A 20,029-nucleotide genomic window follows, 5' to 3' on the forward strand; every position below is an offset into this window, starting at 1 on the left:
AATCTGTAATCTAAATTTTTAAAACATTGTTAATTCTTTATCTGACATCTTGTCACATTCGTTTCAATTACCCTATCTTTGCACTTTGAATTTTTACAATGGAAAAGATTATTGAAGAAAGCAAACAGGGTGAAAGTCTTGTTCTGGAAAATAAACCTGAGAATACTAAAAAACTTTTTATAGAAAGTTACGGCTGTGCGATGAATTTTTCGGACAGCGAAGTCGTAGCTTCCATTTTGTCTGACGGAGGATATAACACAACTTCAGTTCTTGAAGAAGCTGATTTGGTTTTGGTGAACACATGTTCTATTCGTGACAAAGCAGAGCAGACTATTCGTAAGCGCCTTGAAAAATATAATGCTGTAAAACGAACCAATCCGAAAATGAAAGTGGGGGTCTTAGGCTGTATGGCCGAGCGTTTGAAAAGTCAGTTTTTGGAAGAAGAGAAAATAGTTGATCTTGTTGTTGGTCCTGATGCTTACAAAGATCTTCCAAATTTATTGGCAGAAGTTGAAGAAGGACGTGACGCCATAAATGTAATCTTATCAAAAGAAGAAACTTACGGAGACATATCCCCTGTTCGTTTAATGAGTAATGGAATTACAGCTTTGGTTTCGATCACTCGTGGTTGCGATAATATGTGCACATTTTGTGTTGTGCCTTTTACGCGCGGTCGTGAACGTAGCCGTGAGCCGCAAAGTATTATGGCTGAAATTCAGGATTTGTGGAACAAAGGCTATAAAGAAGTTACGCTTCTTGGCCAAAACGTTGACAGTTACCTCTGGTACGGCGGCGGATTGAAAAAAGATTTTGTAAATGCTTCTGAAATGCAAAAAGCAACTGCAGTAGATTTTGAGCAATTGCTTGAAATGGTGGCGGCTGGTTTTCCTAAAATGCGTATTCGATTTTCGACTTCAAATCCGCAGGATATGCATGAGAGCATTTTGCATGTTATTGCGAAATATCCGAATATCTGTAAGCATATTCACTTGCCGGTTCAATCTGGAAGTAACCGAATTTTGAAGGAGATGAATCGTCTTCACAGCCGTGAAGAATATATGGCTTTGATTGATAAAATTAGGGCGATTGTTCCTGATGCTTCGATTTCGCAGGACATGATTGCTGGTTTCCCAACAGAGACAGAAGAAGATCATCAAGATACGTTAAGCTTAATGGAATATGTAAAATATAATTTCGGTTATATGTATTCGTATTCTGAGCGCCCTGGAACTTTGGCTGGAAGAAAAATGAAAGATGATGTTGAAGAGGAAACCAAAGCAAGAAGATTGCAAGAAATTGTTGATTTACAACAAAAACACGCTTGGTTTAGAAGCGAGGAATTTGTTGGAAAAACAGTTGAAGTTTTAGTTGAAAAAGTTTCTAAAAAATCTAAAGACGAATTCTCAGGGAGAAACTCTCAGAGCATTACGGTTGTTTTCCCAAAAGAAAATTACAAAATTGGAGATTTCGTAAACGTAAAAATTACAAGCTGTACTTCTGGAACACTGAAAGGTGAAGCTGTAGGATATTCTGAAATAAATTAATTTTTAACCGCAAATTACACAAATTTCCGCAAATTATTTTTTTATGATTGATGGCAACGAATATTACTACAAGAAAGATCAAAATTATCAAATTGTAGGCATATGCATGGAAGTACATAGATTATTAGGACCCGGATTACTTGAAATTGTATATAAAGATGCATTAGAAATTGAATTTAAAAATAACAACATTCCGTATCATCGAGAAAAAGAATTTGCAATTGAATATAAGGGAACTATTTTGCCTCATAAATTTTATGCCGATTTTGTGGTTTATGATGACATAATATTAGAAGTAAAATCTGTAAAAGAAATCTGTAATGATCATCTTGCACAGGTTTTAAATTATATGAAACTTGCAGATACGCCAGTTGGAATAATTACAAACTTTCAAAACAAATCATTAGTACACAAAAGATTGATAAATTCATAAACAGAATTTGCGCTAATTTGTGTAATTTGTGGTTAATTTAATAATAAACATTTTTAACGGATTTTAAAAGAATCTGGTTAATCACTTTAATTTGTGGCAAAAGATAAAAAATTATAGGCCAAAAGTTTAAACGTTAAAGGTCAAATCAAAAACTTGAAACCTGAAACAAAAAAACTTGAAACAAAAAACTATATGGAAACAGTTCAAGCAATAAAACAACGATTTGAGATTATTGGAAATGATCCGAAATTAAATCGTGCTATCGAAAAAGCCATTCAGGTTGCTCCAACTGATATTTCGGTTATGGTAACTGGGGAAAGTGGTGTTGGTAAAGAAAATATTCCAAGAATTATACATTCGCTTTCACATAGAAAGCATGGTAAATATATTGCCGTAAACTGCGGTGCAATTCCAGAAGGAACTATTGACAGTGAACTTTTTGGGCACGAAAAAGGTGCTTTTACGGGTGCAACAAGCACACGTGAAGGTTATTTTGAAGTGGCAGACGGCGGAACAATTTTCCTTGACGAAGTTGGTGAATTACCACTGACTACTCAGGTAAGATTACTTCGTGTTTTAGAAAACGGTGAATTTATAAAAGTAGGTTCATCTCAGGTTCAAAAAACCAATGTCCGCATTGTTGCTGCAACCAATGTGAATTTATTTAATGCTATAGAAAAAGGTAAATTCCGTGAAGATTTGTACTATCGTTTAAGCACAGTCGAAATTACTTTGCCCCCTTTGCGCGAAAGAAACGATGACATTCATTTGTTATTCAGGAAATTTGTGGCAGATTTTGCTCATAAATATAAAATGCCGCCTTTAAGACTTGACGACGATGCTGTTCAGCTTTTGCAAAAATTCAGATGGAGCGGGAATATTCGTCAGCTTCGAAATGTGGCTGAACAGATTTCTGTTTTAGAAACCAATCGCGATATCAATCTTGCGACTTTACAATCTTATTTGCCAGCTGAAGGAAGCAATTTGCCTTCTGTTATCAGCGACAGCAAAAAAGAAAGCGATTTTAGTACAGAAAGAGACATATTATATAAGGTGCTTTTTGATATGAGAAGCGATCTGAACGATTTGAAAAAACTGACTTTAGAATTGATGAAAAACGGATCTTCTAAAGTGCAAGATATTAATCCAAATCTAATTCAGAAAATATACGGAAATCAGCAGAACGACAGCGAAATTGATTTTGAAGAAGAACCTAGAACTGCTGTTATGACAACACCTACTGTTCGCGAAGATAACTATCAGATACAGGATGATAATTATTTATTTGCTGAAACTATCGAGGAAGAAGAGGTTTTACGTTTGGAACAAAAAGAAATCGAAATGATCAAAAAATCATTAGAGAAAAACAAAGGAAAACGCAAAGCGGCAGCAGATGAATTGGGTATTTCCGAAAGAACTCTATACCGTAAAATCAAGCAATTCGACTTATAAAAATAATTAAATTACAATTTCGAATTCCAAATTCCAATTACCTATATTTGGCTCAATTGGAATTTGGAATTTAAAAATTGGGATTCCCTCTTAAATATTATGAAAAAAATATATTCTCTTTTCGCATTATTAAGCCTTTTTATGTTAAGTGGCTGTTCTGTTTACAACTTTACAGGAACTGGAAGAATCGATGCCAAAACATTTCAAGTCAACTTTTTTCAGAATAATGCCGATTTAATTGAACCTGGAATCGATAGGACTTTCACCTTGGCTTTACAGGATTTGATTATGAACCAAACGAACTTAAACTTGGTTAGCAATGGCGGTGATTTGGTCTATGAAGGAGAAATTACTGATTACAGAATAACGCCTATGACGGCAACTGCTGTAGATGCAAATGGCCAAGCAGGAGCAGCTCAAAACCGTTTATCGATTCGTGTCAATGTACGATTTATGAATAAAAAGAAAGAAACAGATGATTTTGAAAAGTCTTTTGAATTCTATTATGATTTTCCTGGAAGAGACTTACCGACAGGTTCTGTTTTAACTGAAGCAATTAGAGTTATTTTTGAAAGAATCACACAAGACATCTTTAATGAGTCATTGGCAAAATGGTAGTTTTTAACTTGCTTGTTGAATCGTTTAATCGATTAAACAGCTAAAAACAAATCAACGATAAAACAATTAACCAATTAAACCAAAAAATAAAGAATGAACGTTAGCGATTATACCTACTTAATGAACAAACCCGATGCTATTACAGAAAAGCAAGCGGATGCATTAGGCAGTGTTTTGAATGAATTTCCGTATTTTCAAAGTGCACGTGCATTGCGATTAAAAGGACTTTACAATCAAAATAGTTTTAAGTATAATTATGCTTTAAAGGTAACTGCTGCATATACTGCAGATCGTTCTGTTTTATTTGATTTTATTACTTCTGAAGCTTTTACTTCTATTCAGAATGATTTCTATGAACAAAAATTGAGAGATCTTCTCGAAATTACCGTTTTTGACAGTGAAATTATTTCGCCTGAGCAAATCCAGAAAGCTATTGAAATAAAGACAGAACTTGAGGAACAGCCTGTTCAAGATACAGTTAAAGAAACTGCAATTTCTTCAATTGAAAACCCTTCGGTTATAAAAATCGAAGAACCAATAAAAACTCAGGAGACAATAAAATCTGAAGAACCCGTAATTACTGAAGAACCTAAAAAAGTTCCTGAAATTGACCCTTCTATTTTCCTTGCCATAAAAGAAGCACATTCGGTTACCTTTGAGAAACCAGTAATAGCAGAAGAGCCTAAAAAACTTCCAGAAATAGATCCGTCTATTTTTCTTGCAATCAAAGAAGCCCATTCGGTTACTTTTGAAAAACCGGTAATCGAAACCGAAAATAAGGTTGATTCTGCAGATTCAATTTCAAATATTGAAAAAGAGGAAGAAGAAACTAAAGCTTTAGTTGAAGAAATAGAAGAAGAAACAATAATAAAGGAAGAACCTAAAATTGATCGTGTTGAAAATTCTATTTTAAGCTCGATAAAAGTTTCTGAAACTCCTTCTGTCACCGAGCCTGAATCTATAATTGCAGTTGAAGAACATAAATTTGATCGTATTGAAAATTCTATTTTAAGTTCGATTAAGGAATCAGAAGCTGCAACTGCTGAACAACAGTCTGCAAAAACCGAGGAAATAAAAGTTGATCGTATTATAGAAGAACCTGTTTTAAATTCGGTCGAAGAAGATGAAGATGACAGCGTTATCGAAGAAATGATCATTCCGGAATTTAAAATGAATACCATTGAACGATCTATACTTTCTTCGATTAAAGAAGCTGAAACAAAAACACCTGAAGAACCAAAAGAAGAAATTCTAGAAGTTCTGCAATCTGAGGATAAAGACGAAGAGGAAATTCAGGAAGAAAATGAGGAACCAATTGAAGAAATAATTGAAGAAGAAGAACCTAATGAACCTGCAAAAACCGCAGCAGAGCATTTAGAAATCGGAAAACCTTTAGATTTTTCTCTTAACGAAAAACATTCATTCCAAGAATGGCTTCAATTATCTCGTACAGAACCAATTGACCGCTCAAACGAAGTTTCTCCAGAAGAAAAAGCTAAAATTGAAGCGGCAAAAGAAGAAGAAAGACAGAAAAAGGCTGAAATTATCGATAAATTTATCGAAAACAATCCAAAAATTTCTCCAATAAAACCTGGCAACAGTGCTCCAGCAGTTCAAATTGAGACCAATATAGAGGACAATTCATATTTAATGACAGAGACTTTGGCTAGAGTTTATCTGGAACAAAAGAAATATACAAAAGCAATTCAGGCATATGAAATATTAATTTTGAAATATCCAGAAAAAATTACTTTCTTTGCAGACCGCATATCGGATATTAAGATTTTACAACAAAATAACAATAACAATAATTAAGTAATGAGCACATTTTCAATTTTTTTAGTTTTAATCACAATAGTTTGTTTTCTATTGATCGTAGTTATCATGGTACAAAACCCTAAAGGAGGCGGATTGTCTTCTACTATCAGCGGAACGCAGATGTTAGGTGGAGTACAAAAAACAACTGACTTTTTAGATAAAAGTACTTGGACTTTGGCTACTGTTTTAATTGTGCTAATTTTACTTTCAAGCTTAAGCTTCTCTGGATCTCTAAGCGATACTGAATCTAAAATCATTGACAAAACTGAAGCTCCTGTAAATGCACCTGCAGCTCCAGCACAAGGAACTACTCCTGCTCCTGCAACACCAGCACCTGCAGCGAAATAATTGTAGCTCGATATAAAAATCTAATGCCAGCCTGTCAAAGCTGGCATTTTTTTTAAGAAAAAATGTCAGCTTTTCTAGCGTGGCACAATTTCTGAAAGTTTATAGAACAGAAAAAAAAGTATAACTTATTAATAAATATAAAAATCATGGCTTTAAACATTAAACCGCTTTCAGACCGCGTACTTATTGAGCCTGTTGCAGCTGAAACCAAAACTGCCTCAGGTATTTTTATTCCAGATACTGCCAAAGAAAAACCTCAAAAAGGTACTGTTGTAGCAGTAGGAAACGGAACTAAAGATCATACTATGACTGTAAAAGTTGGAGACACTGTTCTTTATGGTAAATATGCAGGAACAGAGTTAAAACTAGAAGGCACTGATTACCTAATCATGCGTGAGGATGATATTTTAGCGATTATCTAAAAATATTGTATTAAGTACGGAGTATTACAAATTAAGAACTTCATTTAACTTGAAACAAATCAAACTTTAAACAAAAATTAAAATGGCAAAAGACATAAAATTTGATATTGAAGCACGTGACGGTTTAAAACGTGGTGTTGATGCATTAGCAAATGCTGTAAAAGTAACTCTTGGACCAAAAGGTCGTAACGTAATCATCGGAAAATCATTTGGAGGACCGACTGTTACTAAAGATGGTGTTTCTGTTGCAAAAGAAATCGAATTAAAAGACGCGCTAGAAAATATGGGTGCGCAAATGGTGAAAGAAGTGGCTTCTAAAACCAATGATTTAGCTGGAGACGGAACTACAACTGCTACAGTTTTAGCTCAAGCGATCGTAAAAGAAGGTCTTAAAAACGTTGCTGCAGGTGCAAATCCAATGGATTTGAAACGCGGTATCGACAAAGCTGTTGAAACTATCGTGGCTGACTTAGCAAAACAAGCTAAAGTGGTTGGAAGCGATTCTGACAAAATTCAGCAAATTGCTTCTATCTCTGCTAACAATGACGAAGTTATTGGTGAATTAATCGCTACAGCTTTCGCTAAAGTTGGAAAAGAAGGTGTTATCACTGTAGAAGAAGCTAAAGGAACTGATACTTTCGTTGACGTTGTTGAAGGTATGCAGTTTGACAGAGGATACCTTTCTCCTTACTTCGTAACAAATCCAGAAAAAATGGAAGTTGAATTAGACTCTCCATATATCTTATTATACGACAAAAAAGTATCTTCTTTAAAAGAATTACTTCCAGTTTTAGAGCCAGTTGCACAATCAGGAAAACCATTATTGATTATCGCTGAAGATGTTGACGGAGAAGCTCTTTCTACTTTAGTAGTAAACAAATTAAGAGGTGCTCTTAAAATTGCTGCTGTAAAAGCTCCAGGTTTTGGAGACAGAAGAAAAGCAATGTTAGAAGATATCGCAATCTTAACTGGTGGAACTGTAATTTCTGAAGAAAGAGGTTATACGCTAGAAAACACAACTATCGAAATGTTAGGAAACGCAAAAAGAGTTTCTATCGATAAAGACAATACAACTATCGTAAGCGGTGCTGGTGAGGCTGATATCATCAAAAATCGTGTAAACCAAATTAAAGGTCAGATGGAAACTACTACATCTGATTACGATAAAGAAAAATTACAAGAGCGTTTGGCTAAATTAGCCGGCGGTGTTGCAGTTCTTTATGTTGGTGCAGCTTCTGAAGTTGAAATGAAAGAGAAAAAAGACAGAGTAGATGACGCCTTACACGCAACTCGTGCTGCTGTAGAAGAAGGAATCGTTGCTGGTGGTGGTGTAGCTTTATTAAGAGCGAAAATTGCTTTGGCTGACTTAAAAGCTGACAATGTTGACGAAGCTACAGGAATTCAAATCGTTTCTCGCGCTGTTGAAGCTCCATTAAGAACTATTGTTGAAAACGCTGGTCTTGAAGGATCTGTTGTTGTGGCTAAAGTTTCTGAAGGAAAAGGTGATTTCGGATACAACGCAAAAACCGACGAATATGTAGATATGCTTACTGCAGGAATTATCGATCCTAAAAAAGTAACTCGTGTGGCTCTTGAAAACGCTGCATCTGTTTCTGGAATGATTTTAACTACAGAATGTGCATTAATTGATATTAAAGAAGAAAATGCTGGAGGCGGAATGCCAATGGGAGGCGGAATGCCAGGAATGATGTAATTCATTCTTTTCTTAAAACTTAAAACGCCAGATGAATGTCTGGCGTTTTTTTTTGATAGCCACAAATTCACGAATTATTTTTTTCTAATCTTTACGCATTATACTTTTATTTGCCACAGATTACACAGATTAAAAGAATTATAAATCTGTTCTAAACTTATTTTACACAAAGCATTCGTGTAATTAATTACAACTATTTTTTAAACACAAAGATTTGAAGAAATAATTCGTGAATTCGTGGCAAATTTTTTTTCACACAAAGCATTCCCATAATTAATGATAACTATTTTCAAACGCAAAGATTAGAAAAAAATAATATGTGAATTCGTGGCTATCACCTTTATTTAACATTCTCTTTTTCTTTACAAAATCCGTTATCTATACCTTTGCGGTTCTATTTAAAATTGCAAAATGAGAAAATTCACAACTCACCTTTTATCTTTTACATTTTTACTTCTTACAACTTTTTTACAAGCCCAAAACAGCAAAGACAGTTATGTAGTTTTAGTTTCTATGGATGGATTTCGTTGGGATTATGGCAAAATGTACAATCTTCCAAATCTGAAGCAAATTGAAAAAGAGGGTGTTCATGCAAAATCGATGAAACCGTCTTATCCTAGTAAAACTTTCCCAAATCATTATTCTATCGTCACAGGACTTTATCCAGATCACCACGGAATCATTAATAATGTTTTTTATGATGCTTCTTTAAATCAGTCTTTTTCATTATCAAGCAATGCTAAAAATGATTCAAGATTTTATGGTGGAAATCCGATTTGGAATTTGGCTGAACAGCAAGGTGTAAAAAGTGCTTCTTTCTTTTGGCCAGGTTCTGACATTGACAAAAGGAATCCGAGCTATTTCAAAAATTACGATGGTAAAGTCCCATATGGAGCCAGAATAGATACAGTTATGAAATGGCTACAGCTACCAGAAAAACAGCGCCCACATTTAGTGACTTTGTATTTCGACGAACCAGATCATACAGGCCATAATTTTGGGCCGCTTTCGCCAAAAACTGAAAAAACAGTAATCAAAATGGATTCCATTATTGGAGAAATATCTAAAAAACTAGATCAGCTGCCTATTGGAAAACAAATCAATTTGATTATCGTTTCAGACCACGGAATGGCCACTATTAGCAATGATAAAAAAGTAGCAGTGTTAGATTACCTAAAACCAGAATGGTTGGGTTATAAAGACGTAATTAATCCGATTATGAGTATACAGGCAAAAGCTGGTTATCAAGATTCAATTGCCAATGCTTTGAAAAAAGTTCCTCATATTAAATTCTGGAAATCGACCGAAGTCCCAAAAAGATTACACTACGGAACAAATCCGCGCGTGCATGATTTTGTCATTGAAGCCGATAAAGGCTGGAGTTTAGTAAGCAAAGAAAGCACTCATATAAATGGCGGAACGCATGGCTATGACAATAATGAAAAAGATATGCATGCCATTTTCTACGCAAAAGGTCCTGCGTTTAAAGTCAATAAAAAAATAAAAACGTTTCAGAATGTTTCGGTTTATCCTTTAATTGCTCATATTTTAGGTTTGCAAGTAGGTGAAATTGATGGAAAATTAAGCGATGTTGAGAATGCGCTTCGCTAAAATTAGATAATGTGTCAATTTGATAATTAGACAATTAGATAATTTTTGAATTGGAATAATTTAACAAACTGAATTGCCTCCAGCTTTAGCTGGAGGTTCACGTATTTAAACAACTTGAAAGGCTTTAGCCAAACTAGCAAGTTTGGCTAAAGCCTTTTTCTTATGCACTTTTTATTCCTCCAGCTAAAGCTGGAGGCAACTCAATTTATCTATTCCATAATCGAATGTAATCCTGAGCGGAGTCGAAAGTCGCTCCAATTAGTATGTAGGCTTCTACTTCGCTTAGCCTGACAAAACTGAATTAATTATAGAAAACCAAACCCGACAGGTTTTAAAACATGTCGGGTTTATTGCAATATTAGAGTTTTCTAATTGGAATTTTCTAATTGTCAAATTACCACATTCTCCAATTAAAAAGCTGTTGAAACAGAAACTGATTTCCAGCTTTCCAATTCTGCTTGAACACTTGCTATTTTTTGATTCGCCATATTATAAGCATCTTCGCCCAAAAATAAGTGTAATGGCGGATTCTGGTCGTTACTCACTTTGATTAAAGCTTCCGCTAATTTTACAGGATCGCCCGGCTGATTTTGATTGATATCTTCTTTGTGCGCACTTTCAGATTGTCTCACTTCTTTGTACTCTGCAATTGGATTTTCAGGCAACAATAATGAACTATCTTTTAAGAAATCGGTTCTAAAATAACCCGGATAAACGATTGTTGCATGAACTCCAAATGATTTGATTTCTGCAGCTAAAGATTCTGTCAAGCCTGCAACTGCAAATTTTGTAGAACAGTAAATTCCCCAACCCGGAAATTCTCCATAATAACCGCCAACAGAAGAAATATTGAAGATATGCCCCTTTTCATTTGCACGGAAAATTGGCATTGCATTTCTGATTACATTTAATAATCCGAAAACATTTACTTCGTAGTTTTTTCTAGATTCTGCGTCGCTTAATTCTTCTAATGCGCCTAATAAGCCATAACCAGCATTATTGACCAAAACATCAATTGTTTTAAAATGGTTTACGGTTTTATCAATTGCATTTTTAACACTTTTTTCGTCTATCAAGTCCATTTCTAAAGGAAGAAAACTTTCCGACAAACCGCCCAATTCTTTAACTAAAGAAGCTTCACTTCTTGATGTTGCTGCTACTTTATAACCTTCTGCTAATAATTTTTTAGCTAATTCTAATCCAAGTCCTTTTGAAGCACCTGTGATAAACCAAACTTTTTTATTGTCCATGATTTTAATTTTTTACGTTATAATTATAGGACAAAGTTACAAGTGAAGTACTTCTCAAATATTGAAGCAATCAAACAAGAAGTTGCAAAAATCAAACAATTTCCGCTAAACGATAGTTTTTTGGCGAAACTCGAACATTTTTCTTGAAAAAATTAATAAAATGAGATAATTCTTCGAAGCCTAAACACCACGCAATTTCATTAATATTCCAATTAGTTTGCTTCAATAAAATCATGGCTTCTTGAACAATTCTCTCTCCAATAATCTGAGAGGTTGTTTTTCCAGTTGTTTCTTTTAATGCCTTATTCAAATGGTTTACATGCACATTTAACTGATTTGCATATTCCGAAGGTGAGCGAAAATTAATCTGCTGAGAAATCGATTCAACAGGGAATTGTCGTTCTAACAATTCTAAAAATAAAGAAGAAACACGAATTGTAGCGTTCGATTTACTGTATAATGAAGCAGTTACAGTTTGCGTTTTTAAAGCTAGGTGAATAATCTCAAAAACAAGATTTCTAAGCACATCATATTTAAAAGCATAATCGGAATTGATTTCATCAAACATTTTTAAATAAATCGTTTTTAAAGATTCTGCCAATTCAACAGAAACCGGAACAACAGGATTCCCGCCTGGCTGAAACAACGGATATTCTTTTAAATTCCCAAACTGGCTAAAAAAAGCATCAGTAAAAATGCAGAAAAACCCAGTCTGGTTTTCATCGATATGCTCCCAACTATATGGAATTTGAGGATTGGCAAAGAATAAAGCCTGATCTTCTATCGAAACAACTTTATCAGCATAATGCACTTTATTTTTTCCAATAATTAAACTGATTTTATAAAAGTCTTTTCGCGTATAAGGCAAAGGATTACAAGTACTTCCAATGTAATCATCCAGCTTAAAAACATTAAAATGTCCGATCTCTTTTTTTAGATTTTCGGGCATTCCTTTTATTTTTACTGTATAAAAATCCTCTAAAGTTTCTGTTAGTTTCATTTTACAAAGTTACAAAAATCAAACATTCTATAATTAGAAAATTTGTCAATTAGAAAATTTGTCAATTAGAAAATACGATAATTTCGGATAATGTTTTAATTGTTACCCTGAGTGATCCCGAGGCTTTGGGAGAAGGACGCTTCAATTGGCATGTGGGCTTCGACTCCGATCCGCCCGACAAACCTATAAACATAACAAACCCGACAGGTTTTTAAAATCTGTCGGGTTTGCTTTTTGAGATACTTTGCGTAGACGAACTGCAGTGTGTCTCTACAGAATATTAGGATGTGTGAATTAATTCACAATTAATAATTTACAATTAACCATTATTAAGACACTACTTTATAAGTAGGATCTTCAATAACATTAACCTTAATAACTGCATCAGCATTTTTCAGCAATTGTCTGCAGTCGGCGCTTAAATGCTGTAATTCTACAATTTTATTAACCTGATTGTACTTTTTAGTAATATTATTCAAAGCTTCAATTGCCGACATATCAGAAACACGGCTTTCTTTAAAATCAATTATAATATGATCTGGATCGTTTTGGATATCGAATTTTTCTAAAAAAGCAGTTGTAGAACCAAAGAATAACGGCCCAAAAATTTCGTAATGCTTTACTCCGTTTTCGTCAATATACTGTCTTGCGCGAATTCTTTTAGCACTTTCCCAAGCAAAAACCAAAGCCGAAATAATCACACCAATTAAAACCGCCAATGCCAAATTATGCAATACAATTGTAATTAAAGCCACTAAAATTCCAACAAAAATATCATGTTTGGGCATTTTATTAATAATCTTGAAACTTGCCCATTCAAAAGTGGTAATGGCCACCATCATCATAACTCCCACTAAAGCTGCCATTGGTAATTTTCCGATTACGGGAGCTCCAAAAAGTATAATCATTAAAATAGTCAAAGCGCCAATAATTCCCGCAAGTCTGGCTCTTGATCCTGCTCCAAGATTTACCAAAGTCTGCGCAATCATTGGGCAGCCTCCCATTCCGTAGAAAAAACCATTTAGAATATTCGAACTTCCCTGCGCTATACATTCTCTGTTGCTGTTTCCTCGTGTTCCGGTAATTTCGTCGACTAAATTTAGCGTAAGCAAACCTTCCGTCAAACCAACCGCTGCAACAATTACCGAATACGGAAATATCACTTTTAAAGTTTCAAAAGAAAACGGAATATTCGGAATATGAAACGGAGGAAATCCGCCTTGAACCGAAGCGATATCTTCTACAGTTTTGGTTTTGACATTAAAAATAATTACGATTGCAAAAACAACCATAATGGCCACTAAAGATGCTGGAACTGCTTTTGTAATCTTCGGAAAAACCAAAACAATCGCAATTGTTAAAGCAACCAGACCTAACATAATATATAAAGGAGTTCCCTGAAGCCAAGCAACCTGACCATTAACAACCGTTTTAAATTGTTCCAACTGCGACATAAATATCACAACAGCCAAACCATTTACAAAACCAAACATTACGGGCTGCGGAACTAACCGAATAAATTTTCCTAGTTTAAAAAGTCCGATGCAGATCTGGACAACACCGCCAAGGGCAACGGCGGCAAAAACATATTCTATTCCGTGGGACTTCATCAAGGCAATCAAAACAATTACTGTTGCTCCTGCTCCGCCCGAAATCATTCCTGGTCTTCCTCCAAAAATAGCCGTCACCAATCCGGCAATAAAAGCTGCATATAAGCCAACTAATGGCGGAAATCCAGCCAAAATAGCAAACGACAACGATTCTGGAATCATAGTCATGGCAACAGTCAAACCTGCTAAAATTTCGTTTTTATAATTGACTTTCTGGCTAAAATCGAAGAGTTGGAACTTTTTTTTCATGGCGTAAAATTAGAAAAATAATACGCAAAAGAGTAAACCTTTTATACGATAAAAAGTTATTGAAAAACACTGGAACAAAAACAGTCAAATCAGGCTAACTGCTCTAGAAGAAAAATAAAAATAGAAAGTATAAAACTTAGCATTTAAGATTGGTTTTGAAATTAGAATATCACACAAAATACTTACAAAAATCAGAAGTATATTAGCGTATTTACACCTGTTTTTACAAATGCAAAACTATTCCAATCGCACGCAGGCATAACCTAAATCGCATACATGATCCACAATAGTATCATATTGTAAATCAACACCTTCAATTCTTAAAATTTTATCACAATCTTCCAAATCAAAATTAATTTTATAATTTGGAAACTGATTTTTTATAGAGGCTAGGATATAATCTCGATCAGATTCTTTCTGGACATTTGTTTTAAAAATTTCCACAACCCCATCAGTATCTTTTAATTCTTTAAACTGGTACATTTTATTTTTATTAAAAAGATTTATAGAAACTCAGATCAAAAATAATGGAGAAGCCTTTATTTTAACAGCAATTTTATACCAATGGCGTATGATTTATACGAATGGCGTTGGTATAAATTATTCCTGATAAATGCTTACAAACTATACGATTATATTATTTTTGCCGCTATGACAATTGCAAAAATCTACCAGAATTTTTTTCTACGAAACTTAATCGTAAATACACTTGTTTATTTGGTCATTCTGGCCTGCATTTACGACGAAATAAGACTCAACGGACATAGCTGGTCTTATATTCTCAGCAAAATTGCCATGGGTTATTTCCCTTGCATTGTCTGGATTACGGTTTTTAACATCTGCATCATCAATCCTTTTTTATTTCACAAAAGATTTAAAATCTTTTTTACGCTTCTTGCGGTCTATTGGACTGGTTTTTACTTTTTTATGAATTGGTTTTTTCCGCTTGTTGGGTTAGGAAATTTAAAAGCACTTCAGATTGTATCATTGATCATAAACGGCTGTTTTTTCTATTTTCTGCACATTGTGATTACCAAAAAAATGAGTCAGGCCGATAAAGACATTATGAATTTCAAATCGGAACTTTCGTTTTTAAAACAGCAATTGAATCCGCATTTTTTATTGAATGCCATGAATAATCTTTACGGAGAAGCATTAGCAGAACCAGAAAAAGTTCCAGACCGAATACTGAATCTTTCAGATTTGTTGCGCTATCAAATCGAAGCTTCTAAGAAAGATTTTGTCTTAATGCAGGAAGAAATTGCGTTTATTAAAAAGTATATTGAATATTATACCTTTAGAAACGAAAGACTGGCTGTAACGCAAAACATTGAAGGCGTGCATGATCAAATCGAGATTCCGCCTTTGTTCTTTCTGCCTTTGGTAGAAAATGCGGTGAAGTTTTCGGCCGAAACTGCAGAGCCCTTTATCAATCTGGATTTGAAAGTAGATTGCCGAAATGTATCTTTCACTTTAAAAAACAACTGTTTGGATACTGAATCAAGGCTTTCGAGCACGGGAATCGGAATTGAAAACCTAAAAAGACGTTTGGAAGTATATGGTTTAAAACATACTTTAAGCTGCAAAAAAGACAAAAATATGTTTATCGTAAAATTAAATATATGGCACTTACCTACCGCTGTCTAATAGTTGATGACGAATCGCCGGCCCACAAAGCCTTGATTTCGCACATCTCCAAATTTGACGAACTGGAACATTCCGGAAGCGCTTTTAATGGTATGGAAGCCATAAAACTGCTCAACGAAAACCAATACGATATTATTTTTCTTGACATTAATATGCCTGTAATTTCTGGTGTAGAATTGATGGAACTCCAACCCAAACGCCCAATTACGATTGTGACAACGGCTTATTCTGATTTTGCGCTTTCGGCTTACCAAAACGATGCGATTGATTATTTGATGAAACCCATTTCGTTTGATAAATTCTCAAAAGCAATAGAAAAAGCCAAAACCTATCATTCGGGAAATAATCTTAAAAAAGAAAACAACGACGACGAAAAAGTACTTTCTTACCGCTCTAACGGACAAGTAATTGAAACGCCTCTTTCTGATATTTTATATATCGAAAGTCTAGGCAATTATATGAAATTGTACAACTGCAAATTAAAATCTCCAATTGTCATTTACGGTTCGCTCGCGAGCATAAGTGCCGAAATTGACTGTGCACATTTTGTTCAAGTTCACCGATCTTTTATTGTAAATACAACTAAAATTTCTGCTGTTACGACCAAAAATCTCACAATGTCTAATGGCAATACTATTCCTGTGGGAAGGAAGTATCAGATTCTTTTAAATGTTTTTTTAAAGAGATAAACTAAAACACTTAAAACCAAATAATTACAAAATATTTAACAATAAAAACCCGTACAAATACTTAACGCTAACTTTCAAAATTTCATTAATCTTGTAACAATATATTTCTATTTTAAAAAAGGGATGCCGAAAACTTTATAGAGTAGGTTATTTTTAAATATATTGTTTATGAATCAAAATGACATTTTTTTTAGTCTAGACCAACAATTAGCAAACAAGCTAGTAGCAAGTCTTACAATTCCATTAAAAATAGATGTTTTAAACCCAAGGTATTTTAATCCCGGAGCATGGGAAGAAACTGAAATTGATTCTGAAGAATCTTTAGCTTCTGATTTATTTGAAGCCTCACTAAAATCACTTGAATATGCTGAGAACAGGGATGAAACAATTACTGAGGAAATACAAGAAGATGAAGAGTTGTACGAAATAGCAAAAATAGCCATAGATGCCTTTTTAGCTGCTAATCCAACAGAACGTGATCCTACTGATGAAAGTTTTTCAAGTGATTATTCATTTGAGCAGCAAAAAAGTCTTTGGGGTAGAATTAAAAAATATGCAAAAAAAGCAAGTAATTGGTTAAAGAAACAGGCAAAGAAAATTTTAAAAATTAAATCTGTAACGCTAGATAAATTTCTAGTTACAGTAGAGAAAAGACCTGTAATAATAATTTCAAATCCAATTAAGGTAAATGATGTTTATCTTAAGATTGATTATAAAATCACCGTTAAATACGAAATATTTGGTAAAGGAGGAAGAATTTCATTTTCTGATAATTTTAAAATGCCAAATACCGATTTAGATATAAAATTTAAAGTAGACAATCTTAAATACTTTGCGGAACCATATTTTACAAGTTTAAAAATAGTAAAATATATCCTTGGCTTTAAAATAACAATATCATTAGCTCCACTCGTTAATAAAAAAATTAAACCTATGGAAATATTTGATGCGTCAAAATATATTCCTGAAATCCCATGGTTCGAAAAATCTTTTGTTCCCGAACCTCCATTAGGGCTGTTAACTTATGGAAGTGGTCTAAGCTTTGGAGTTAATTTTAAATTAAGAGATTAATTTTCCTTAATAGCGAGAGCAATATTGGGTAAAAATATAAAAACAAAAAAAGAGACTTCTTCACAAAAGTCTCTTTTTCCATTTATATAATATTTTATAAAATCCTATTTCTCTTTAAGCAACTTTTCCAAATAAGAAATCTTCTCTTTTTCCGATTCTAATAAACGCTCATAAAGTTTCTTATTTTCATCATAAGCTTCAATAAGCTTTTCGATTGGATTAAAAGTATATTGATCATGATGACCGAATGCACCTTGGCTATTACTAAAATCAGTTTCATTAAAAGTATTAAAATAATTAATGACTCCTTCGTCACTAAAACTTTTAATAGCCTCTACAGAAACCCCTAAAGCTTCAGCAATTTTATTGAGTTTTTCGTCGTCAATGGTTTCGCTTCCTTCAAGAGTAGAAACATATTGCTGACATGCCCAGGGCAATTGCTAATGCTTCTTGTTTCATACCTCTAAACTCTCTAATTCGGCTGATATTTCTGCCAATATGTTTTGGTTTTGTTGCTGTGCTCATAATTCAAAGATATTTAAAATTCTTCAAAGTTTTTTATTTCGATACAATACCTTTCTATCCAACAAAAGTATCATTTTTCGCACAACTAAAAAAGCTTCACCACTTCGTTTTTGCACTAAATTCACTACAACACCAAAATCTCGCAACGCAAGCAATTATTGGGATTTCAAATTTCGGCAATGACTATTTTTATTTGTTTTAAAACCTACAACAATTGCTTTAATTCTTGATTTTGTGAATTATTTTCTTAAAAAAAATATCAAACTAAGAAACTTTTCTTACTTAATTCTTTAAATTCGCGCCAACCAAACCACTAAGCTACTTACGAACCAATGAACATTTTTAATTTTTTTAGAAGATCCGATATAAAATGTCCGAGATGTCTTGGAAAAAGATTTGTTGATTGGGATGATATCCGACGTTTAAACCGACAATTGAAATGGGTTCCTGCACCATGCGCCTATTGCGATGCAACGGGAAGGGTCCGCAAAGAAATGCTTTCTAAAGTTGCCGTAGATTGCATGTACCTCACAATCGATTTACCCGAATCTGTAATAGAAAAAATAAAAGAAGGCGATCTTGAAACAATCGAAAAAGGAAAACAACGCGAACTTTTTGTAGATCATCTTATACAATACGCAGAGCATCATTACCATACTCAAAATCTCGATGCAGAAAACATTGCTAATTTGTACTTAGAATTCGAGGCAGAAAAAGCTCCTTTTGCTGTAACCAAAGAAGAATTAATAAAATATATTCAGGGTGTAATCGACTTAAAGAAATTGGCACTGAACTAAAATTCTGCAATTTTACACGTTCTAAAATGTTATAATTTCACTTATTTCGTGAACAACTTTTCAAATCAATAAAACATGACTAAAACTTTAAAACTGATTTTAATTGCAATCACTTTCCTAATCTTTTTTGGCTGTTCTTCTGGAGATTGTACCAAAATGATTACTATTCCTGCACAGACTATTCAAACACCATCAGGATCATCTTATATGCCAGCGTATGAAAGAGAAGTCGCTTGCGATTTCGAGATTGAACCTATAGAAGAAAACACTAAAGAACTTGAAAATTTCTCATACGAAATTTTGAATTTCGTTTATACTCCAGATACTGGTAAAAATACTAGCAGAATTCAAATGGAGATAAAACTAAATAATCTTAACGACTTTAATGTTACGGGGGTTCCATTAATTACTATTAATGTTGATGGTACAGAATCTATTGGAAATTTTGCACCAAAAGCCACTTCATCATGTTATGGAATTGATGCTAAATCTAGCTGTATTTTTACATTTGATCAAGAAACTTCTTTAGATTTGGGACTGATAAAATCAGTAAAAATTGTTTCAGTAAAATATATTGTACCAAAAAAGTAGTCTTTGATCTTTTAAAAGCTTAAAGAGAAATTCTTCTTAAAACAGGTAAAAATACCTATAGCCACCCTATTATTTTATTCTAATATTGTATCGAATAATTTTTAGTTAGACAGGTTTTCTAATAGAGAGCTTTTTAATTTTTTGTCACTTTTTTTTTGGAACAGAAAGTGGGATTTCAAATCGCTGGTACCGATTGGAAATTTCACTTTTTTTATTTACCTATTCAGCCGTTTATTTTACCGCAAAGTTCGCAAAGGATTACGCAAAGTTTTTCTCTCGCAGATTTAGCAGATCTAAGAGATTTTGTTTTACCTGCCTAATCTGCAAAATCTGCGGGAAGACTATGTTGCCACAAAGCTTTGCGAACTTTGCGGTTTATTAAGTCTCGCATTAAAAATTCTTAGCGCTCTTTGCGTTAAAAAAAATTAACCGCAAAGAGCGCAAAGGGTCACGCAAAGTTCGCTAAGTTTTTCTCTCGCAGATTTAGCAGATCTAAGAGATTTTGTTTTATCTGCCTAATCTGCAAAATCTGCGGAAAAACTATGTTGCCACAAAGCTTTGCGAACTTTGCGGTTTTATTAAATCTCGCATTAAAAATTCTTAGCGTACTTTGCGTTAAAAAAAATTAATCGCAAAGAGC

18 protein-coding genes and 1 pseudogene are annotated in these 20,029 nt (G+C 33.8%); 14 read left to right on the plus strand and 5 right to left on the minus strand.

Annotated elements, in window-relative coordinates; translation table 11 throughout:
• Positions 1–98: 98 nt before the first annotated feature.
• The 9 genes from miaB to BB050_RS03815 all read left to right on the plus strand — a co-directional run bounded on the left by miaB (position 99) and on the right by BB050_RS03815 (position 9,960).
• Positions 99–1,544 carry a tRNA (N6-isopentenyl adenosine(37)-C2)-methylthiotransferase MiaB gene (miaB, locus tag BB050_RS03775; RefSeq protein ID WP_066032668.1) on the plus strand — a complete coding sequence of 482 codons (1,446 nt, stop codon included), beginning with the start codon at positions 99–101 and terminating at the stop codon, positions 1,542–1,544.
• 43 nt (positions 1,545–1,587) lie between these two features.
• The gene (locus tag BB050_RS03780; RefSeq protein WP_066032669.1) at positions 1,588–1,977 is read left to right on the plus strand and encodes a GxxExxY protein; all 390 of its coding nucleotides are present in this window, start codon (positions 1,588–1,590) and stop codon (positions 1,975–1,977) included.
• A 192-nt stretch (positions 1,978–2,169) separates the two neighbouring features.
• Positions 2,170–3,429, plus strand: coding sequence for a sigma-54 interaction domain-containing protein (locus BB050_RS03785; RefSeq protein ID WP_008467100.1), 1,260 nt, complete (start codon positions 2,170–2,172; stop codon positions 3,427–3,429).
• A gap of 99 nt (positions 3,430–3,528) precedes the next feature.
• The gene (locus BB050_RS03790; protein WP_066032670.1) at positions 3,529–4,047 is read left to right on the plus strand and encodes an LptE family protein; all 519 of its coding nucleotides are present in this window, start codon (positions 3,529–3,531) and stop codon (positions 4,045–4,047) included.
• Positions 4,048–4,140: 93 nt separating this feature from the next.
• Positions 4,141–5,862: a tetratricopeptide repeat protein gene (locus BB050_RS21970; protein WP_206352865.1), complete on the plus strand. Its 1,722-nt coding sequence runs from the start codon at positions 4,141–4,143 to the stop codon at positions 5,860–5,862.
• A gap of 3 nt (positions 5,863–5,865) precedes the next feature.
• Positions 5,866–6,213 carry a preprotein translocase subunit SecG gene (gene secG / locus BB050_RS03800; protein ID WP_066032672.1) on the plus strand — a complete coding sequence of 116 codons (348 nt, stop codon included), beginning with the start codon at positions 5,866–5,868 and terminating at the stop codon, positions 6,211–6,213.
• A gap of 146 nt (positions 6,214–6,359) precedes the next feature.
• Positions 6,360–6,635, plus strand: coding sequence for a co-chaperone GroES (locus BB050_RS03805; RefSeq protein ID WP_008467105.1), 276 nt, complete (start codon positions 6,360–6,362; stop codon positions 6,633–6,635).
• 82 nt (positions 6,636–6,717) lie between these two features.
• A complete protein-coding gene (gene groL, locus BB050_RS03810; protein WP_066032673.1) occupies positions 6,718–8,349 on the plus strand; it encodes a chaperonin GroEL in 1,632 nt (543 codons plus the stop codon).
• 411 nt (positions 8,350–8,760) lie between these two features.
• Positions 8,761–9,960 (plus strand): alkaline phosphatase family protein, encoded by a 1,200-nt coding sequence (locus BB050_RS03815; RefSeq protein ID WP_066032674.1) that lies wholly within the window; start codon positions 8,761–8,763, stop codon positions 9,958–9,960.
• 410 nt (positions 9,961–10,370) lie between these two features.
• On the opposite strand, the gene BB050_RS03820 is transcribed toward BB050_RS03815, so the two are convergent.
• From BB050_RS03820 to BB050_RS03835, 4 genes are all read right to left on the minus strand, one after another.
• Positions 10,371–11,210: an SDR family NAD(P)-dependent oxidoreductase gene (locus BB050_RS03820; RefSeq protein WP_066032675.1), complete on the minus strand. Its 840-nt coding sequence runs from the start codon at positions 11,208–11,210 to the stop codon at positions 10,371–10,373.
• A 91-nt stretch (positions 11,211–11,301) separates the two neighbouring features.
• A complete protein-coding gene (locus BB050_RS03825) occupies positions 11,302–12,210 on the minus strand; it encodes a helix-turn-helix domain-containing protein (protein WP_066032676.1) in 909 nt (302 codons plus the stop codon).
• Positions 12,211–12,539: 329 nt separating this feature from the next.
• On the minus strand, positions 12,540–14,069 hold the full coding sequence (locus tag BB050_RS03830; RefSeq protein WP_066032677.1) for a SulP family inorganic anion transporter: 1,530 nt from the start codon (positions 14,067–14,069) through the stop codon (positions 12,540–12,542).
• 237 nt (positions 14,070–14,306) lie between these two features.
• Positions 14,307–14,552 carry a hypothetical protein gene (locus tag BB050_RS03835; RefSeq protein ID WP_066032678.1) on the minus strand — a complete coding sequence of 82 codons (246 nt, stop codon included), beginning with the start codon at positions 14,550–14,552 and terminating at the stop codon, positions 14,307–14,309.
• An 81-nt stretch (positions 14,553–14,633) separates the two neighbouring features.
• Between BB050_RS03835 and BB050_RS03840 the strand changes: the two genes are divergently transcribed.
• The 3 genes from BB050_RS03840 to BB050_RS03850 all read left to right on the plus strand — a co-directional run bounded on the left by BB050_RS03840 (position 14,634) and on the right by BB050_RS03850 (position 17,476).
• Positions 14,634–15,716 carry a sensor histidine kinase gene (locus BB050_RS03840; protein WP_008467116.1) on the plus strand — a complete coding sequence of 361 codons (1,083 nt, stop codon included), beginning with the start codon at positions 14,634–14,636 and terminating at the stop codon, positions 15,714–15,716.
• On the plus strand, positions 15,692–16,405 hold the full coding sequence (locus BB050_RS03845; RefSeq protein ID WP_066032679.1) for a LytR/AlgR family response regulator transcription factor: 714 nt from the start codon (positions 15,692–15,694) through the stop codon (positions 16,403–16,405). Before BB050_RS03840 ends, BB050_RS03845 begins: the two co-directional genes overlap by 25 nt.
• A gap of 168 nt (positions 16,406–16,573) precedes the next feature.
• Positions 16,574–17,476, plus strand: coding sequence for a hypothetical protein (locus tag BB050_RS03850; protein ID WP_066032680.1), 903 nt, complete (start codon positions 16,574–16,576; stop codon positions 17,474–17,476).
• Between the two features lie 104 nt (positions 17,477–17,580).
• Here BB050_RS03850 and BB050_RS03855 read toward each other — a convergent pair.
• Positions 17,581–18,001: pseudogene (locus BB050_RS03855) on the minus strand (helix-turn-helix domain-containing protein).
• Positions 18,002–18,333: 332 nt separating this feature from the next.
• On the opposite strand from BB050_RS03855, the gene BB050_RS03860 reads away from it, so the two are divergent.
• Both BB050_RS03860 and BB050_RS03865 read left to right on the plus strand, forming a co-directional pair.
• Complete coding sequence (locus tag BB050_RS03860; protein WP_066032681.1) at positions 18,334–18,798, plus strand: hypothetical protein; 465 nt, start codon at positions 18,334–18,336, stop codon at positions 18,796–18,798.
• Between the two features lie 75 nt (positions 18,799–18,873).
• A complete protein-coding gene (locus BB050_RS03865; RefSeq protein WP_066032682.1) occupies positions 18,874–19,389 on the plus strand; it encodes a hypothetical protein in 516 nt (171 codons plus the stop codon).
• Positions 19,390–20,029: the final 640 nt, after the last annotated feature.

Source organism: Flavobacterium anhuiense (assembly GCF_001705175.1).
Taxonomy (GTDB): Bacteria; Bacteroidota; Bacteroidia; order Flavobacteriales; family Flavobacteriaceae; genus Flavobacterium; species Flavobacterium anhuiense.

What these genes read in the sequence shown, in the direction of transcription:
- BB050_RS03820 (WP_066032675.1), bottom strand. Translation starts at nt 11,210, where the DNA reads ATGGACAATAAAAAAGTTTGGTTTATCACAGGTGCTTCAAAAGGACTT.
- BB050_RS03835 (WP_066032678.1), bottom strand. Translation starts at nt 14,552, where the DNA reads ATGTACCAGTTTAAAGAATTAAAAGATACTGATGGGGTTGTGGAAATT.
- BB050_RS03780 (WP_066032669.1), top strand. Translation starts at nt 1,588, where the DNA reads ATGATTGATGGCAACGAATATTACTACAAGAAAGATCAAAATTATCAA.
- BB050_RS03790 (WP_066032670.1), top strand. Translation starts at nt 3,529, where the DNA reads ATGAAAAAAATATATTCTCTTTTCGCATTATTAAGCCTTTTTATGTTA.
- BB050_RS03815 (WP_066032674.1), top strand. Translation starts at nt 8,761, where the DNA reads ATGAGAAAATTCACAACTCACCTTTTATCTTTTACATTTTTACTTCTT.
- BB050_RS03840 (WP_008467116.1), top strand. Translation starts at nt 14,634, where the DNA reads ATGGCGTATGATTTATACGAATGGCGTTGGTATAAATTATTCCTGATA.
- BB050_RS03825 (WP_066032676.1), bottom strand. Translation starts at nt 12,210, where the DNA reads ATGAAACTAACAGAAACTTTAGAGGATTTTTATACAGTAAAAATAAAA.
- BB050_RS03850 (WP_066032680.1), top strand. Translation starts at nt 16,574, where the DNA reads ATGAATCAAAATGACATTTTTTTTAGTCTAGACCAACAATTAGCAAAC.
- groL (WP_066032673.1), top strand. Translation starts at nt 6,718, where the DNA reads ATGGCAAAAGACATAAAATTTGATATTGAAGCACGTGACGGTTTAAAA.
- BB050_RS03845 (WP_066032679.1), top strand. Translation starts at nt 15,692, where the DNA reads ATGGCACTTACCTACCGCTGTCTAATAGTTGATGACGAATCGCCGGCC.
- BB050_RS03830 (WP_066032677.1), bottom strand. Translation starts at nt 14,069, where the DNA reads ATGAAAAAAAAGTTCCAACTCTTCGATTTTAGCCAGAAAGTCAATTAT.
- secG (WP_066032672.1), top strand. Translation starts at nt 5,866, where the DNA reads ATGAGCACATTTTCAATTTTTTTAGTTTTAATCACAATAGTTTGTTTT.
- BB050_RS03860 (WP_066032681.1), top strand. Translation starts at nt 18,334, where the DNA reads ATGAACATTTTTAATTTTTTTAGAAGATCCGATATAAAATGTCCGAGA.
- miaB (WP_066032668.1), top strand. Translation starts at nt 99, where the DNA reads ATGGAAAAGATTATTGAAGAAAGCAAACAGGGTGAAAGTCTTGTTCTG.
- BB050_RS03865 (WP_066032682.1), top strand. Translation starts at nt 18,874, where the DNA reads ATGACTAAAACTTTAAAACTGATTTTAATTGCAATCACTTTCCTAATC.
- BB050_RS03805 (WP_008467105.1), top strand. Translation starts at nt 6,360, where the DNA reads ATGGCTTTAAACATTAAACCGCTTTCAGACCGCGTACTTATTGAGCCT.
- BB050_RS21970 (WP_206352865.1), top strand. Translation starts at nt 4,141, where the DNA reads ATGAACGTTAGCGATTATACCTACTTAATGAACAAACCCGATGCTATT.
- BB050_RS03785 (WP_008467100.1), top strand. Translation starts at nt 2,170, where the DNA reads ATGGAAACAGTTCAAGCAATAAAACAACGATTTGAGATTATTGGAAAT.